General features: G+C 40.0%; 15 protein-coding genes and 1 tRNA gene. 8 read left to right on the top strand and 8 right to left on the bottom strand.

Annotated features, from left to right (window positions below; all coding sequences use genetic code 11):
- Positions 1 to 165 precede the first annotated feature (165 nt).
- Positions 166 to 747, top strand: coding sequence for a hypothetical protein (locus RUH60_RS04535; protein ID WP_313805869.1), 582 nt, complete (start codon positions 166 to 168; stop codon positions 745 to 747).
- A gap of 24 nt (positions 748 to 771) precedes the next feature.
- On the opposite strand, the gene RUH60_RS04530 is transcribed toward RUH60_RS04535, so the two are convergent.
- From RUH60_RS04530 to RUH60_RS04510, 5 genes are all read right to left on the bottom strand, one after another.
- Complete coding sequence (locus RUH60_RS04530) at positions 772 to 1827, bottom strand: hypothetical protein (RefSeq protein WP_313805867.1); 1056 nt, start codon at positions 1825 to 1827, stop codon at positions 772 to 774.
- Positions 1828 to 1851: 24 nt separating this feature from the next.
- A complete protein-coding gene (locus RUH60_RS04525) occupies positions 1852 to 5295 on the bottom strand; it encodes a pyruvate carboxylase (RefSeq protein WP_313805865.1) in 3444 nt (1147 codons plus the stop codon).
- Positions 5296 to 5442: 147 nt separating this feature from the next.
- A complete protein-coding gene (locus RUH60_RS04520) occupies positions 5443 to 6360 on the bottom strand; it encodes a cation diffusion facilitator family transporter (protein ID WP_313805863.1) in 918 nt (305 codons plus the stop codon).
- Positions 6361 to 6409: 49 nt separating this feature from the next.
- The gene (gene rpiB / locus RUH60_RS04515; protein WP_313805861.1) at positions 6410 to 6841 is read right to left on the bottom strand and encodes a ribose 5-phosphate isomerase B; all 432 of its coding nucleotides are present in this window, start codon (positions 6839 to 6841) and stop codon (positions 6410 to 6412) included.
- 35 nt (positions 6842 to 6876) lie between these two features.
- Positions 6877 to 7116, bottom strand: a complete 240-nt coding sequence (locus RUH60_RS04510) for a putative signal transducing protein (protein ID WP_313805859.1) — start codon at positions 7114 to 7116, stop codon at positions 6877 to 6879.
- 110 nt (positions 7117 to 7226) lie between these two features.
- Between RUH60_RS04510 and rnr the strand changes: the two genes are divergently transcribed.
- The 3 genes from rnr to RUH60_RS04495 are packed head-to-tail and all read left to right on the top strand — an operon-like array spanning position 7227 to position 10837.
- Positions 7227 to 9404 carry a ribonuclease R gene (gene rnr, locus RUH60_RS04505; RefSeq protein ID WP_313805857.1) on the top strand — a complete coding sequence of 726 codons (2178 nt, stop codon included), beginning with the start codon at positions 7227 to 7229 and terminating at the stop codon, positions 9402 to 9404.
- A 21-nt stretch (positions 9405 to 9425) separates the two neighbouring features.
- Positions 9426 to 10115: a head GIN domain-containing protein gene (locus RUH60_RS04500; RefSeq protein ID WP_313805855.1), complete on the top strand. Its 690-nt coding sequence runs from the start codon at positions 9426 to 9428 to the stop codon at positions 10113 to 10115.
- 32 nt (positions 10116 to 10147) lie between these two features.
- Entirely contained in the window at positions 10148 to 10837 is a 690-nt protein-coding gene (locus RUH60_RS04495) for a LysE family translocator (protein ID WP_313805853.1), read from the top strand.
- Positions 10838 to 10986: 149 nt separating this feature from the next.
- On the opposite strand, the gene RUH60_RS04490 is transcribed toward RUH60_RS04495, so the two are convergent.
- Positions 10987 to 11057, bottom strand: a tRNA-Cys gene (locus tag RUH60_RS04490).
- An 83-nt stretch (positions 11058 to 11140) separates the two neighbouring features.
- The gene (gene folB, locus RUH60_RS04485) at positions 11141 to 11500 is read right to left on the bottom strand and encodes a dihydroneopterin aldolase (RefSeq protein WP_313805851.1); all 360 of its coding nucleotides are present in this window, start codon (positions 11498 to 11500) and stop codon (positions 11141 to 11143) included.
- Between the two features lie 84 nt (positions 11501 to 11584).
- Here folB and RUH60_RS04480 point away from each other — a divergent pair, with 84 nt between their 5' ends.
- The 4 genes from RUH60_RS04480 to RUH60_RS04465 all read left to right on the top strand — a co-directional run bounded on the left by RUH60_RS04480 (position 11585) and on the right by RUH60_RS04465 (position 14490).
- The gene (locus tag RUH60_RS04480) at positions 11585 to 13273 is read left to right on the top strand and encodes a glutamine--tRNA ligase/YqeY domain fusion protein (protein WP_313805849.1); all 1689 of its coding nucleotides are present in this window, start codon (positions 11585 to 11587) and stop codon (positions 13271 to 13273) included.
- Between the two features lie 297 nt (positions 13274 to 13570).
- Complete coding sequence (locus RUH60_RS04475; protein WP_313805847.1) at positions 13571 to 13897, top strand: YtxH domain-containing protein; 327 nt, start codon at positions 13571 to 13573, stop codon at positions 13895 to 13897.
- A 3-nt stretch (positions 13898 to 13900) separates the two neighbouring features.
- Positions 13901 to 14251, top strand: coding sequence for a competence protein (locus RUH60_RS04470; RefSeq protein WP_313805846.1), 351 nt, complete (start codon positions 13901 to 13903; stop codon positions 14249 to 14251).
- Between the two features lie 2 nt (positions 14252 to 14253).
- On the top strand, positions 14254 to 14490 hold the full coding sequence (locus RUH60_RS04465; RefSeq protein ID WP_313805845.1) for a DUF6327 family protein: 237 nt from the start codon (positions 14254 to 14256) through the stop codon (positions 14488 to 14490).
- A gap of 33 nt (positions 14491 to 14523) precedes the next feature.
- On the opposite strand, the gene RUH60_RS04460 is transcribed toward RUH60_RS04465, so the two are convergent.
- A complete protein-coding gene (locus RUH60_RS04460; protein ID WP_313805843.1) occupies positions 14524 to 15507 on the bottom strand; it encodes an SPFH domain-containing protein in 984 nt (327 codons plus the stop codon).
- Between the last annotated feature and the right edge of the window lie 30 nt (positions 15508 to 15537).

Below are 15537 nucleotides of genomic sequence, written 5' to 3'. Positions count from 1 at the left end.
GGTTTTGTCATCAATTTTACTTTTCATCTGATTAATCGTGCAGCTGAAAGAGAATTTAAGACTTATAAATTCCATTCCTTCAATTTTTTGTAAATTTATAATTGCTTCATTATAAACGAATTAACCTATTAGTGTTCAAGTGAATATGAATTAATTCGTTAGCGTATGAAAACCACTACTCTTAAAATTTTATTATTGCTTTTCCTTGCCGCCTTTCTGATTTCCTTTGAAATTCCTGCGGGCTGGTTTAAAGCCGGAAGCAAATCGGACAGTTACGACATGGGCATCGATAAAGGATCCGGGATGGACGGTAAAAACGCGGCCAGCATCAAATCGATGGACAAAACCATTGAAGGTTACGGAACTTTAATGCAAAGTGCAAACGCCGAAAAGTTCATTGGGAAACGAATCCGTTTGAGCGGTTATATCAAAAGTGCCAATGTTTCGGAAAAAGCTGGTTTTTGGCTGCGCGTCGGTCAGCCTAATTCCCAAAGTTTTTTGGCTTTCGACAACATGATGGATCGCGCCGTTACCGGAACTACCGATTGGAAAAAATATGACATTGTATTGGATGTTCCCGAAGGCGCTTCCCAAATTTCGTATGGTGCGCTATTGCGTGGAACGGGTCAAATATGGTTTGATAAACTCAATTTTGATGTTGTGGATACCAATACACCAACTACCGGTAAAAAAACCGATCGTGTTAAAGTAAAAGACGAACCGATGAACTTGGATTTTGAGGAATAATTGATAGAAAATTAGAGTTCTCTTTTATTCATCATCTTCGAGATGATGGTAATTTCTTTTGATGTAATTCAAAGCAGCTTCGACCAGTTCGCCCATCGATTTGGCATTTTTGAAGTATTTATCTTTAGTGACTTCAAACGTTTCTTTCTTTAGTAATTCTAAATTTAAGGTTGGCGACAATTCATTGGATTTCATAGCGAATAGTAAATCTTTCAAGCGTTCTTCGGAACCGGCCAGACGACGCACCATAATGGAACGCTCTTCCTTTTGATACTGCTCAATGGAATTCTCCTTCAGTTTGTCGTGCACCAATTGGGTAAACAGAAAATTTTCCTTGTATAAATGCGGTTTGTACAATTTGAAACTGCCTTCGTAACATTGCTGGTCAAAATCAATCGCACGAATTTTAAAGACGATGTGATCGTAATCGTAAATCGGGATAACCACAAAATTATACGAACGCATGTCGCCCAAAAGTCCAATCATGCAGCGCTCGTTGAATTTCACAAACTCTTTGGCGATTTGCGCCTTTTCGTGTTCGGTACAATTGTGGAGATGATGCTTCAGAAAAACATCCCCTGGAATGCCAACAATATGTTCTTCAATCAACGTTTCTTTGAAAACCAAAAAGTTGATGCTGTTGGGAGATAAAATATGCTCTAATTCCAATCCGAATATCCGCGAAGCATCGGCTTTCTTTACATAAAAATGTGTGTAATTATCATTCAAAGTATTCCGAATTTTAATCCGAAATGGCTTCGAATTGCCAAAGGTGCAAAAATCGATATAATCCACCGTTAAAAACTTCAGATTGCTTTCGTCTCCGTCAGAATGCAGCAACGTGTATATCTTCTTCAGACTCAAATCGATTTCCTTGCGCTCGAATTCATTATGAAAAACCCGTACCCAAAGTGTGTCTTCATCGTTTTTGTCTGTTACCACCACCGAACCTTGAAAACGAAGTAAATCTTCATAAAAAATAGTGGTTTTCGTTACCCTTTTGTACTTATGAAGATAGTCCGACAACACCTCGTTTATCGGATAGTATTTCTTTTTCAGCAATGGTTTGTCTGCATCCATTTTTAATCCTTAAAAGCCTTAAAGTTACGTAATCTGTAAGACACAATCGTCTTGTTCAATCATCGAATTTTCTTTGAGCAGAATTTTAGAAATGATGCCTTTTTTGTTGGCGCAAATCGTGGTTTCCATTTTCATGGCTTCGATGACAAAAAGCGGCGTATCTTTTTCCACTTCTTCGTTTTCGGTAACCATTAGTTTTAACAATCTGCCTTGTAACGGCGCGCCAATATCATTAGCTCCGGAAGCTTTCAGGTTGGCTTCTTTCGTTGATTTTACGGAAAGATCTTTAATGACAATGTTTCGCATCTGCCCGTTAATCTGAAAATGAACTTCGCGGAAACCGTCTTCATTCGGTTCGCCCATGTGGTGGAATTTAACCATCATGTTTTTGCCTTCTTCCAGATTGATGATGAGTTCCTCGTTGGTTTTCATCGGATAGAAGAAACTTGGCGTTGGTAATTTTTCCACCTTACCGAAATACTGTCGGAATTTGTAAAACTCTTCAAAAACTTTTGGAAACATGATGTAGGATAACAAATCTTCTACTGTAAGTTTGTCGTCAAATTTCTGATGGAACAATTGCAATTCCAACTCGAAATCAATCGGTTTCAAATGTGCGTTTGGTTTTTCGGTATAGGCGATTTCATTCTTTAAAATCAGTTTTTGAAGTGCTATCGGAAAACCACCAAACGGCTGTCCTAAATCTCCTCGGAACAACTGCTTCACCGATTCCGGAAACGCCAGCGTATCGCCTTTTTCCAACACTTCGGCCGCCGTTAAATTGTTCGAGGTCATGAACAAAGCCATATCGCCCACTACTTTGGAAGATGGTGTCACTTTCACGATATCACCAAACAATTCGTTCACCACCACATAATTGTGTTTAATGGTTTCAAATTTGTCTTCCAAACCTAACGAACGGGCTTGCGGCAACAAATTCGAATACTGTCCGCCGGGAATTTCGTGGTCGTAAACCTCAGCCGTTCCGGCTTTGAGTTCACTTTCAAACGGATAATAATATTCACGCACGGCTTCAAAATAATTGGAATATTCGTTCAGTTTTTTGAGATTCATCGGGTTTTCCCTTTCCGAACCTTGCATGGCAGCCACCAAAGAATTAAAATTCGGTTGTGAGGTTAAACCGCTCATAGATGCTAAGGCAACATCAACCACATCTACACCAGCTTCAATGGCTTTCCAATAGGTTGTGGATTGGATGGAAGATGTGTCGTGTGTATGCAAATGAATCGGAATGGAAATATGTTTCTTCAATTCGGTAATCAAAACTTCGGCTGCTAAAGGTTTCAATAAACCTGCCATGTCTTTGATGGCTAACATATGCGCTCCGGCCGCTTCCAGTTCTTTAGCTAAATCGACATAATATTGCAGGTTGAATTTCTGTCTTTCCGGGTTGAGAATGTCACCCGTATAACAAATACAGGCTTCGGCAATCGCATTGGTTTTCTCCCGAACGGTTTTGATACTGAAACGCATGCCTTCAATCCAGTTCAGGGAATCGAAAATTCGGAAGACATCGATTCCGTTTTCGGCACTTTTGATGATGAACTGTTCCAAAACATTATCGGGATAAGCAGCATAACCCACCGCATTACTGCCTCTGAATAACATCTGTAACAATACGTTCGGCGCGGTTTTTCGGATCAAACGCAAACGCTCCCACGGATCTTCGTGCAGAAAACGCATCGTCACATCAAAGGTCGCGCCACCCCAAACTTCCAAAGAAAACAATTCTGGAAAATTTTTGGCAATGCCTTCAGTAACTTTTAAAATGTCGTAGTTGCGCAAACGCGTAGCAAATAGCGATTGATGTGCATCCCGTAAGGTCGTATCGGTATAAAATATTTTCTTTTCGTTTTTGATGTAGTCGATGAATTTATCCCGACCCAATTCCGTTAATAAGTCTTTCGTTCCTTTTGGATATTCCTTTTTGGTTATTTCAGGAATGATTGGGGTTCGGAATACTTTATCGACATCGAATTTGGTAACATCCGGATGACCGTTTACTTTCAATTCGGCTAAATATTTCAGCATTTTAGTACCGCGATCGTTGAAATATTCCGGATCAGGAATCGTCAATTGTGGATTCTCTTGTATGAAATTCACGGTACATTTTCCGTTGCGAAATATATCGTTGGACAAAACATTTAACAAAAACGGCATGTTGGTTTTCACACCTCGGATTCGGAATTCTTCCAAGGTTCTGCGCAAACGGTCGGAAGCGCCTTTTAAGGTTCGTCCGCTAGAGGAAACTTTTACCAGCATCGAATCAAAAAAGGGAGAAACCGTTACACCGGTATAACAATTTCCTTCGTCCAATCGGATTCCGTAACCACCGGCATTTCGATAAGCGATGATGGTGCCGTAGTCCGGTTTAAAATCGTGTTCGGTATCTTCCGTGGTGATGCGACATTGAATCGCCCAACCGTTGCATTTGATGTCTTCCTGTTTGTGGATAAAAATCTGATTGTGAGTAAGCGGATGTCCGGCAGCAATAATCAATTGCGAACGCACGATGTCGATTCCGGTAATTTCTTCAGTAATGGTGTGTTCCACCTGAATACGCGGATTGACTTCGATGAAATAAATGTTTTCGTCTTTATCGACTAGAAATTCTACGGTTCCGGCATTGCTGTAGTTCACTTCTTTGGCAATGCGCACTGCATAGCCATACAACTGCTGTTTCGTTTTTGGCTGAAGTATGGACGGCGCAATTTCAATCACTTTCTGAAAACGGCGCTGCACCGAACAATCGCGCTCGTACAAATGCACAATATTTCCGTGATTGTCTCCTAAAATCTGAACCTCAACGTGTTTCGGGTTATCGATAAATTTTTCAATGAAAATGGTATCATCACCAAAGGCTTTCAAGGCTTCTCCTTTTGCGTTTTGAAAAGCGGTTTTCATGTCTTCGGACGTTCGCACCACTCGCATCCCGCGACCACCACCACCGGCAGCGGCTTTTACCATAACCGGATAACCGATGCGTTCGGCTTCGGATAAGGCAATTTCCACTGTTGTTAAATCGATTTTGGAATCGGTAATTACTGGAATGTTTAAAGCTGTAGCTACTTTTTTGGCGGCTACTTTATCACCCAAACGCTCCATGGCTTCCGGTTTCGGACCGACGAAAATAATACCTTCTTCTTGGCAGCGACGCACAAAATCTACATTCTCCGACAGAAATCCATAGCCGGGATGAATCGCATCTACCTGATTGGCTTTCGCTACTTTAATAATGGCTTCGATATCCAAATAAGGTTTTAAGGCTTCGGTTTCGTCGCCTATCTGAAAACTCTGATCGGCTTTAAAACGGTGCAGGGAATAGCGATCTTCAAACGTGAAAATTGCGACGGTTTGAATTTTCAATTCCGTTGCGGCACGAAAAACGCGAATGGCAATTTCGCCTCGGTTGGCCACCAAAAGCTTGGTAATAGTTGTATTCTCCATAAAATGTTGTGTTGTTGTTGGTTAGTGGAAAAGCTAAAGGTATTAAATAATTTACTATGCATGCATATTAAATTAAAATAAAAAACAACTTCTACGGATTGTTGTACAGGTACACAATCTGTAAAATCACAATGATAATGGATTCAATTAGTCTTGAACAATAAAGTCTTTGGGATCTTCTTTATGAAACTCGGGTTGGATATTGACGTGGTTTATCCCGAATTTTTCATATAAAACTTCTTCTAACAAATGTAGTAAATTATTAAACTCGCTCATACGAATATCGTCAGAACAATCTAAATGGGCTTCCAAATGCAACTCTTCCTCGTTCAAATGCCAAACGTGAATGTGATGCAACTTATTAACGCCCGGAATTTTATGCACTTCTCGAACAATTTCCTTAATATCAATATGTTCCGGAGTGAAGAGCATCAGCATTTTAGTAGATTTAATCAGTAAATCGATTCCGACAACAATCAGATATACCGCAATGATTAACGTCATCACGCTGTCAATCCAGTAAATCTGAAAAAATTTCATCAATAAACCGCCCACCAAAACGGCTACGGAAGCCATCATGTCAGTTAATAAATGTAAATAAGCGGATTTCATATTCAGGTTGTGATCGGCATCTTTTTTTAATAGCAAAACTGAAATTCCGTTGGCTACAATGCCTAACAATGCCAGCCAAATAACGATTCCGGAAGCAATCTCGGTAGGTTCAAAAAAACGCAGGACAGCTTCGTAAATCAAGTAAATCGCGACTAAAACTAGAGTGAAAGCGTTGACAAAAGCCGCAATCAATTCCGCTCGTTTGTACCCGAAAGTCTGACTGATGGAGGCTTTTCTTCGGGACAATTTATGCGCCACATAACTGAACACTAAAGACAATACATCACTGAAATTGTGCAAAGCATCGGAAATCAAAGCTAAACTACCGGAAATAATTCCACCGACAACCTGCGCTAAAGTTATCAGTACGTTCAGTAAAATAGAAATGACCAAATTCTTTCCTTCTACGTTGTGTTTGTGAATCCGATGGTTGTGGTCGTGTGAATGTTCCATGAAAAAAGGTTAAAAAAATCCGATTCTTTCGAAACCGGATTTACTATACTTATTGACAGGCAATTTTGTTTACGCGAGTGGCGTGTCTTCCGCCTTCAAAATCTGTAGATAAAAAGGTTTCCACCATTTCTACCGCTTGTTTGATGTTGGTATAACGCGCCGGAATACTGATAATATTCGCATCGTTATGTTGACGAGCCAAAGCCGCAATCTCGTTTATCCAACAAAGTGCCGCACGAACGCCTTGGTGCTTGTTAGCGGTGATAGCAATTCCGTTACCGCTGCCGCAGATGATGATGCCGAAGTTGGCTTTTCCGGTTTCCACATCGTTGGCTACTGCGTGTCCAAAATCTGGATAATCCACACTGTCAAATGTGTCTGTGCCATGGTTGATAACAGTATGTCCTTGTGCTTCTAAATGCTTCACAATCGCGGCTTTGTAGTCTGGGCCGGCGTGGTCGTTTCCGATGGAGATAATCATGATGTTGTGTTTGTTTTGTTTGCAGCAAAGGTAGTTCAAACGATTTTTAAATTCGAATCGTCGTCTAACTTTTTCATAATTTCTTTAACGATTTCAATGTCATTCTGATGCACTTTCAGTTTAATCCCGCCTAAAGCTTGCGAATACATCGGTGCGATGTTCATCATGGTTTCATTTTCAAAGAAATACGGAATTTCTTGCTGTTCCAATAAATGTTTCAGCACGGTAATTTCATGCGGATAATCAAAAATAGCTACCGTTATAAAGTCGTTCATTAAAATGCTTTTGTTAAAGATACGAAAGTTATTTTTTGTATAAATCTTAGAGCTAAATTCTGATTTGTGATTTGTTATTCGTAATTTTCAGCAATTATAGAAATGACGAAATGAGTAAGAAATTCCACAAAGCCGGAAAAAAACAAAAAGATTTTTCCGCAAAGATTTTTAAGATTTTATCCCAAGACCCTAATAAAACCTTCAATTACAAACAAATAGCGGCAGCGTTAGAACTGAACGACACCAAAAGCCGCAACGAAATTATCAAAGAATTAGGTTATTTAACTTCCAAAGAAAAAATTCAGGAAGTCGAGCGCGGCAAATTCAAAATCATCGCGAAAACCGAATATTACGAAGGAACCATCGACATGACCAGCCGTAAAACCGGTTATCTGATTTCACCAGATTTGGAGCACGACGTTTTCATTCCGTTTCAAAACCTTAACCATGCGTTGGATGGCGATAAAGTACGTGCTTATGTGTACAACCGCAGAAGTTCCCGTCGACCGGAAGCCGAAGTCTTGGAAATTCTGGAACGCGCCCGAACTGAATTTGTAGGCGTTTTAGACGTGCAGAAAAACTTCGCTTTTTTAACCACTGCCAATGCTAAAATGTACACTGATATTTTCATTCCGAAAGACAAAATCGGAGAAGCAAAAGACGGTGATGTCGTTTTGGTTCGTATGGATGATTGGCCGAAAAAAGCCGACAGTCCGTTTGGTGAAGTAGTTAAAGTACTGGGAAGACCGGGCGAACACGATACTGAAATTCATGCGATTTTAGCCGAATACGGTTTGCCATACGATTTCCCGATTGAAGTGGAGGCTTATGCCAAAAAATTAGACACTTCGATTACTGCGGAAGAAATTGCCAAACGTCGCGATATGCGTGATACCTTAACGTTCACCATTGACCCGAAAGATGCGAAGGATTTTGACGATGCGCTTTCGTTCAAAGTGTTGGAAAATGGCAACTACGAAATCGGGATTCACATTGCCGATGTGTCGCATTATGTGCAGGAAGGAACTATCTTAGAAGAAGAAGCTTATAAGCGTGCTACTTCGGTTTATTTAGTCGATAGAGTAGTGCCGATGTTACCGGAAGTACTGAGTAATTTCGCCTGTTCACTGCGTCCGCATGAAGAAAAATATACGTTTTCAGCAGTTTTTGAACTGAACGATAAAGCGGAAATCTTAAACCAATGGTTCGGAAGAACAGTAACGTATTCCGATCAGCGTTTTGCGTATGAAGAAGCACAGCACATCATCGAAACCAAATCCGATACAATACCGGATGAAATCTCCTTAACCGGTGCCGCATATCAAGTACCTGCTGAAATTGTAAATGCTACGTTGAAATTAGACGAATTGGCCAAAATCATGCGAAGAAAACGTATGGCAAACGGCGCGATTTCCTTTGATAAAGTGGAAGTGAAATTCAAACTGGACGACAACGATGAACCAACCGGTGTTTACTTCAAAGTGGCGAAAGATGCGAATCATTTGATTGAAGAATTCATGTTGTTGGCGAACCGAAAAGTAGCAGAATTCATCGGAAAACAGAAAAAAACTTTCGTGTACCGTATTCACGACGAACCGAACGAAGACAAATTGATTAACCTGCAAACCGTGATTTCAAAATTCGGTTACAGCTTAAACTTTAAATCACGCGACAGTATTTCCAAATCGTTGAATACGTTGTTGGAAGATGTTAATGGTAAAAAAGAACAGAATTTAGTCGACACACTTGCCATCAGAAGTATGAGTAAGGCGGTATATTCCACAGAAAATATCGGACATTACGGTTTAGCGTTTGATTATTATTCGCATTTTACGTCTCCAATCCGTCGATATCCTGATGTGATGGCACACCGTTTGCTGCAACATTATTTAGACGGCGGTAAAAGTGTGAGCGAAGAAGATTACGAAGAAAAATGCGTACATTCCTCGCAAATGGAAAACATGGCCGCCAATGCTGAGCGCGACTCGGTAAAATACATGCAGGTTAAATACATGCAAGACCATAAAGATCAGGAGTTTTTGGGTGTAATTTCCGGAGTAACCGAATGGGGCATCTATGTGGAAATCATCGAAAACAAATGTGAAGGCATGGTGCGCATCCGTGAAATAAAAGACGATTATTACACGTTTGATGAAAAACAATATGCTTTGGTCGGTGAAATGTCACACAACCTTTTACAATTAGGTGATGAAGTCTACGTAAAAGTTAAAAACGCCGATTTGGTCAAAAAACAATTGGATTATCATTTTATCAGAAGAAACGAATAACAAACGAAATTAAATTTACCCATGAAAAAAATAGTTGCAGCCTTTTTATTAATCACCGCTTTCGGATTTGCCCAGGAAAAAACAACCCGAAATGTTGGTGATTTCACTACTGTAAAAGTATTTGACAAAATATCGGTACAGTTAATCGAAGCTTCCGAAACCAAAGTGGAATTGTCCGGAGTTCGAAGCAGTGACGTCGAATTGGTCAACAAAAACGGCGAATTAAAAATCCGCATGCCGTTTCCAAAATTGCTTAAAGGTGAAGAAGTTACGGCTATCGTATATTACAAACGTTTGGAAGGTGTAGAAGCCAGTGAAGGCGCTTATGTGTCGAGCCCGGCTACTTTTAATGCGATAGCTTTTGACGTAAATGCCAAAGAAGGTGCCGAAATCCGATTAACGTTAGACACCAAAAGAGCTACTGTAAAAGCAAGTTCCGGCGCTGTTGTGCGTTTAACCGGAAAAGCGCAAAATCAGGATATTGTGGTTTCTTCAGGAGCTATTGTAAAAGCGAGTAGTTTGGAAGGCGAACAAACTGTAGTTGTAGTCAATGCCGGAGGCGAAGCCGATGTAACCGCTACCGATTTAGTCGATGCGAAAACCCGTGCCGGCGGAACCATTACCGTGTACGGAAATCCGAAGCAGCTTAACACCAAAACCGTGGCTGGTGGGAACATCCGTCAGCATAATTTAGGGAAAGTTTCCAATTAAAAGAGTACCTTTGTAAGAATAACACCTCTTGAATGATTGAAGACATCCTGACCGGTATCCCATTAGGGTTCTTTCTCAGTTTTATGATCGGACCCGTTTTTTTTGTGCTCATAGAAACCAGTATTACCAAAGGTTTCCGTGCGGCCATGTCGTTTGATTTTGGGGTAGTTCTGGCGGATATTTTCTTCATTGCTGTGGCGTACTTCAGTAGTTACCGATTGATTCAGAGTATCAAGGATGATCCGGCTTTGTTTATTTTCGGCGGCATCATCATGTTTACGTACGGTTTGATTACCTTTTTAAAACTCCGTAAAGCGCATAAAAACATCGATCCGGACGAAGAAGTAGTGGAACTGATTAAGAAAGATTATTTCAGCTTGTTCATCAAAGGTTTTTTACTGAATTTTATCAATATTGGGGTGTTGGGATTTTGGCTGGCGATTATCATTGCTTTCGGTCCGAAACTCGATATGGAAACGTCAAGAATGGTTATTTTCTTCTCGGCAGTGTTGGGTGCTTATTTGGTAACCGATATTGGTAAAGTGCTTTTGGCGAAACAATTGCGCAGTAAATTAACGCCAACCAACATTATCAAAGTCAAAAAGATCAGCAGTATTTTATTGATTATTTTCGGATTGGTGCTGATGCTGCAAGGCTGGTTCCCAAAAGAAAAAGAGTTTGTAAAAGATACGCTTGAAAAGATTGAAGAAAAAGCACAATAGAGCAGCCGAAAGGTTGCTTTTTTTATTTTCTCAAAACCATAAAAACAAAAACCTTCAGGGAAACTTGAAGCTTTTAGGGCATCGCCTAAGTAGTTTTTCTTAAAATTACCACATAAAAAAAGAGCTACTTTTTCAAGTAACTCTTTTCGAGGCATCGCCCGGATTCGAACCGGGGTAGACGGTTTTGCAGACCGCTTCCTAGCCACTCGGACACGATGCCATTGTTATGGACGGCAAATATAGAATATTTTTTTATAGTTGCAAAGCCGCAGAGTTGTAAAGTTTTTAAAGAAATGTATTCTTTTAACTGCGGTATTCCTCCATTTGAACGGTAACTGCTTCAACATCACCACCAATAGGCGGATTGATTTTCGAAACACCAACCACGATTCTGGAAACGGCCGGAATTTCTTTGAAAATACGCGCAATGATGCGTTGGGCCACATGCTCGAGTAATTTAGAGCGAATCGCCATTTCTTCCACTACGATGGTATTCAGATGGACGTAATCTACCGTATCGGAAAGTTCATCCGAAAAGGACGACTTGCGCAAATCGGTTTTAATTTCCAAATCTACTGTATAATCACTGCCTATTTTGCCTTCTTCCAACAAACAACCATGGTAGGAAAAAGTTCTGATATTTTTCAACTTAATAACGCCCATACAACTCTTTTACAGTCATTTTCAAAATTTCAGATTTTCAAATTGACTAATTAAACTTATCTTTGCTAAAATTACATAAAATCTATGTCAACGAAAGAAAAATCATTGAATTTTATAGAGCAAATCATTGAAGACGATTTAAAAAATGGTTTGCCGAACGATAAATTACGTTTCCGATTTCCGCCAGAACCGAATGGGTATTTACATGTTGGTCACGCGAGTGCGATTTGTTTGAACTTCGGTTTGGGAATTGATTATCAGGCGCCGGTTAATCTGCGTTTTGACGATACCAATCCTTCCAAAGAAGAGCAGGAATATGTTGACGCAATCAAACGCGACGTTACTTGGTTAGGTTTTGAATGGGATAGAGAATGTTACGCTTCGGATTATTTTCAGGAGTTGTACGACTGGGCTGTGGTTTTAATTCAAAAAGGAAAGGCTTATGTTGACAATTTGTCTTCCGAAGAAATGGCCAAACAAAAAGGAACGCCAACCCAACCCGGAACCAACAGCCCGAACCGCGACCGTTCCGTGGAAGAAAATCTGGAACTTTTCAGTAAAATGAAAAACGGAGAATTTCCTAACGGTTCGTACGTTTTGCGTGCTAAAATCGATATGGCTTCTCCCAACATGCTGATGCGTGACCCGATTATGTACCGCATCATGCATGAACATCACCACAGAACCGGTGGCCAATGGTGTATCTATCCGATGTACGACTGGGCGCACGGTGAAAGTGATTATATGGAACAGATTTCCCATTCGCTTTGTACGTTGGAGTTTTTGCCACACCGCGAATTGTACGATTGGTTTTTGGATAACATTTACGACACAAGTAAGGTTCGTCCGAAGCAGCGTGAATTTGCCCGTAGAAACTTGTCCCATACCGTTGTTTCCAAACGTAAATTGTTACAATTGGTTCAGGAAGGACATGTTACGGGCTGGGACGATCCGCGTATGAGTACGATTTCCGGCATGCGTCGTCGTGGGTATCCGCCTATGGCAATCCGTAACTTCGCGAATACGATCGGAATTGCAAAACGTACCAATTTAATCGACGTTTCGTTGTTAGAATTCTGTGTTCGGGAAGAATTGAACAAAACTGCTCCCCGTGTAATGGGTGTTTTAGATCCGGTAAAACTGGTGATTACCAACTATCCGGAAGATAAAACCGAATGGTTGGAAGCGGAAAACAATCCGGAAGAAGAAGTAATGACGTATCGTCAAGTCCCTTTTTCAAAAGAATTGTACATCGAAAGAGAAGATTTTCAGGAAGAAGCAAACAAGAAGTTTTTCCGATTGACGTTGGGCACGGAAGTGCGTCTGAAAAATGCTTACATCATCAAAGGAGAATCGGTAGTAAAAGATGCTAACGGAAACATTATAGAAATTCACGCGACTTACGACACTGACAGCCGAAGCGGAAGCGGAAGCGAAGCCAGCATGCGTAAGGTAAAAGGAACGATTCATTGGGTTTCGGTACCGCATGCCATTGAAGCAGAAGTTCGTATATACGACCGTTTGTTCACGCACGAAAATCCGGATGGAGATAAAGAAGTGGATTTCAAAACGTACATCAACCCGAATTCCTTGAAAACTATCACCGGCTATTTAGAACCGAGTTTGCAAACCGCTCAGGATGGTGACCAAGTTCAGTTTCAGCGTTTAGGGTATTTTTGTGTGGATCGCGATTCGACTTCGGCTAAAATTGTTTTCAATAAAACGGTTGGCCTTCGTGATACTTGGGCGAAAGTTGAATCTAAAGAAGAATAAAAACACCATAGTTCTTATCAATACAAAATCCGCTTCACCGCGGATTTTTTTATTATTTAATTTAAATATCGATTATTTTAAATTCATAGTTTTTGCTTATTGAAATCGTCTTTTATATTTTAATTTAAATGAAGAATAATTCCAACTACAACTAAACTCATCATTCTTAAAAGAACATGGTTTAAATGGATTTTAAAGCCGTTTTAAGATTTTTAAAGAAAGTATTAACGAGATCTTAACGGAAAACCGGTTTTTGTTTTCGTAAGTTTATAAGTATTAATTTAAAAATACAACGTTATGTCAAACAACACGGGAAATACTTTATTGGCACTTTTAGCCGGTGCAGCAGTAGGAGCAGGGATCGGAATTTTGTTTGCTCCGGATAAAGGTTCGAAAACCAGAAAGCGAATTAAGGATGGTTTTGATCAGGAGAAAGAACATCTGAAAGAAAAATTCAACGAAGCTTCCGATCAGTTGAAATCAAAATTTTCGAAAGCCAAAGTCGATTTGGAAAAAGAATTCGAACATCTGATTACCCAAACCGATCATAAAAAAGAAGAAGTCATCGAAGCTTTGGAAAAAAAACTAGCCGAACTGAAAAAACAATCGGCTGCAACCAAATAGCCTATGCCATTTGATCATCTTAAAGAAAATACCGAAGAATTACAGGAAAAATTAAAGAATGTCGTCGACAGTAATGTGGCATACTACAAACTATGGTTGTTTAAAGTTGCTACAAAATCTACGGTTACCACCTTGAAAATTCTTTTGGTTGGCTTGTTTCTGACGTTGTTCCTGCTATTTGCGTCAGTGGCTTTCGCTATGTTTTTGAGTGACATTTTCCAGAGTTACAGCTTAGGCTTTTTAGCGGTAAGCGGTATTTACTTGTTGTTGGCCTTACTGATTTATCTGTTGAAAGATACGCTGTTTGAGAAAAGCATCCTTGAAAAATTTTCCAAAATCTTTTTTAACGAATAACCATGGAAAAGAAAATCTATACTTCGTACGAAGAAATCGACCGCGATTTGGAGATTCTGAAACTCCAGAAAGATATCGATTATAAAAAATTATCCCTATCGGTAGAAAAAACCGTGGATAGTTTTACACCCGGAACCATGTTACAAAATGTAATCGGAAATGTAGGTAATGCGATAAACAAGTATGATTTGTTGCAAAAAATTGTACTTCCTTTTTTGGTACGTCGTTTTATGAAATAAAAAAAGAGGACTTTCGACCTCTTTCTTTTACTATTATGCTTCCGGATTGGTTGGCGTATCTTCAATACCAAAACCTTCGTTAGCCTGTTGCGCTTTGTTGCTTTTCTTAGTTGAACTTGCTTTTTTCATAGCTTCTCCTACCTGATTACTCGCTGCAAATGAAACGACCATGTTGTTCAACATATCGCTGGCTGCTTGCGGGGAATTCGGTAATAAAATCAAGTTAGAATTCGTATCGGCACCAACAGCTTGTAACGTATCGTAGTGCTGAGTCACCACAATTAAAGCCGAAGCTTCCTGAGAATTGATCCCCACATCATTCAACTGATTCACCGATTCTACCAAACCACGTGCAATTTCACGACGCTGATCGGCAATACCCTGACCTTGTAAACGCTTACTTTCCGCTTCAGCTTTGGCTTTCGCAACGATACGGATACGTTGTGCTTCTGCTTCGTATTCAGCAGCGGTTTTTTCACGGTCTGCGGCGTTGATACGGTTCATCGCGTGTTTTACCTGCGTATCCGGATCAATATCGGTTACTAAAGTATTGATGATATCATAACCGTACGTCATCATCGCTTCGTTTAATTCGCGTTTTACAGCGATTGCGATATCGTCTTTACGAACGAAAACGTCGTCTAAGATTAATTTTGGTACTTCGGCACGTACTACATCAAATACATACGACGTAATCTGATCGTGCGGATATTCCAATTTATAAAACGCATCGTACACTTTCTCCTGAATTACTTTAAACTGTACCGATACTTTCATTTTCACGAAAACGTTGTCTTTGGTTTTGGTTTCAATTACGACATCCAACTGTTGGATACGCAAATTCACGCGTCCGGCGATGCGGTCAAAAACCGGAATCTTCAGTTGTAAACCCGATTGACGAATACTGTTGAACTTTCCGAAACGCTCTACCACCACAGCAGTTTGCTGTTTCACGGTAAAAAAGGCTGCGAACAAAATAAAAAGTCCGAAAACGATAAAAATTGGAAATGCTATCATAAAAAATAGTTTATAGATTTTATAAGATTA

Source organism: Flavobacterium sp. (assembly GCF_032153895.1).
Lineage (GTDB): Bacteria > Bacteroidota > Bacteroidia > Flavobacteriales > Flavobacteriaceae > Flavobacterium.
The sequence above is the reverse complement of the archived record's forward strand: the minus strand, read 5'-3'. Positions and strand labels throughout refer to the sequence as shown.

Bases quoted from the DNA above. Each gene is read 5' to 3' on its own strand.
- RUH60_RS04535 (WP_313805869.1), top strand. From the start codon at position 166: ATGAAAACCACTACTCTTAAAATTTTATTATTGCTTTTCCTTGCCGCC.
- RUH60_RS04530 (WP_313805867.1), bottom strand. From the start codon at position 1,827: ATGGATGCAGACAAACCATTGCTGAAAAAGAAATACTATCCGATAAAC.
- RUH60_RS04525 (WP_313805865.1), bottom strand. From the start codon at position 5,295: ATGGAGAATACAACTATTACCAAGCTTTTGGTGGCCAACCGAGGCGAA.
- RUH60_RS04520 (WP_313805863.1), bottom strand. From the start codon at position 6,360: ATGGAACATTCACACGACCACAACCATCGGATTCACAAACACAACGTA.
- rpiB (WP_313805861.1), bottom strand. From the start codon at position 6,841: ATGATTATCTCCATCGGAAACGACCACGCCGGCCCAGACTACAAAGCC.
- RUH60_RS04510 (WP_313805859.1), bottom strand. From the start codon at position 7,116: ATGAACGACTTTATAACGGTAGCTATTTTTGATTATCCGCATGAAATT.
- rnr (WP_313805857.1), top strand. From the start codon at position 7,227: ATGAGTAAGAAATTCCACAAAGCCGGAAAAAAACAAAAAGATTTTTCC.
- RUH60_RS04500 (WP_313805855.1), top strand. From the start codon at position 9,426: ATGAAAAAAATAGTTGCAGCCTTTTTATTAATCACCGCTTTCGGATTT.
- RUH60_RS04495 (WP_313805853.1), top strand. From the start codon at position 10,148: ATGATTGAAGACATCCTGACCGGTATCCCATTAGGGTTCTTTCTCAGT.
- folB (WP_313805851.1), bottom strand. From the start codon at position 11,500: ATGGGCGTTATTAAGTTGAAAAATATCAGAACTTTTTCCTACCATGGT.
- RUH60_RS04480 (WP_313805849.1), top strand. From the start codon at position 11,585: ATGTCAACGAAAGAAAAATCATTGAATTTTATAGAGCAAATCATTGAA.
- RUH60_RS04475 (WP_313805847.1), top strand. From the start codon at position 13,571: ATGTCAAACAACACGGGAAATACTTTATTGGCACTTTTAGCCGGTGCA.
- RUH60_RS04470 (WP_313805846.1), top strand. From the start codon at position 13,901: ATGCCATTTGATCATCTTAAAGAAAATACCGAAGAATTACAGGAAAAA.
- RUH60_RS04465 (WP_313805845.1), top strand. From the start codon at position 14,254: ATGGAAAAGAAAATCTATACTTCGTACGAAGAAATCGACCGCGATTTG.
- RUH60_RS04460 (WP_313805843.1), bottom strand. From the start codon at position 15,507: ATGATAGCATTTCCAATTTTTATCGTTTTCGGACTTTTTATTTTGTTC.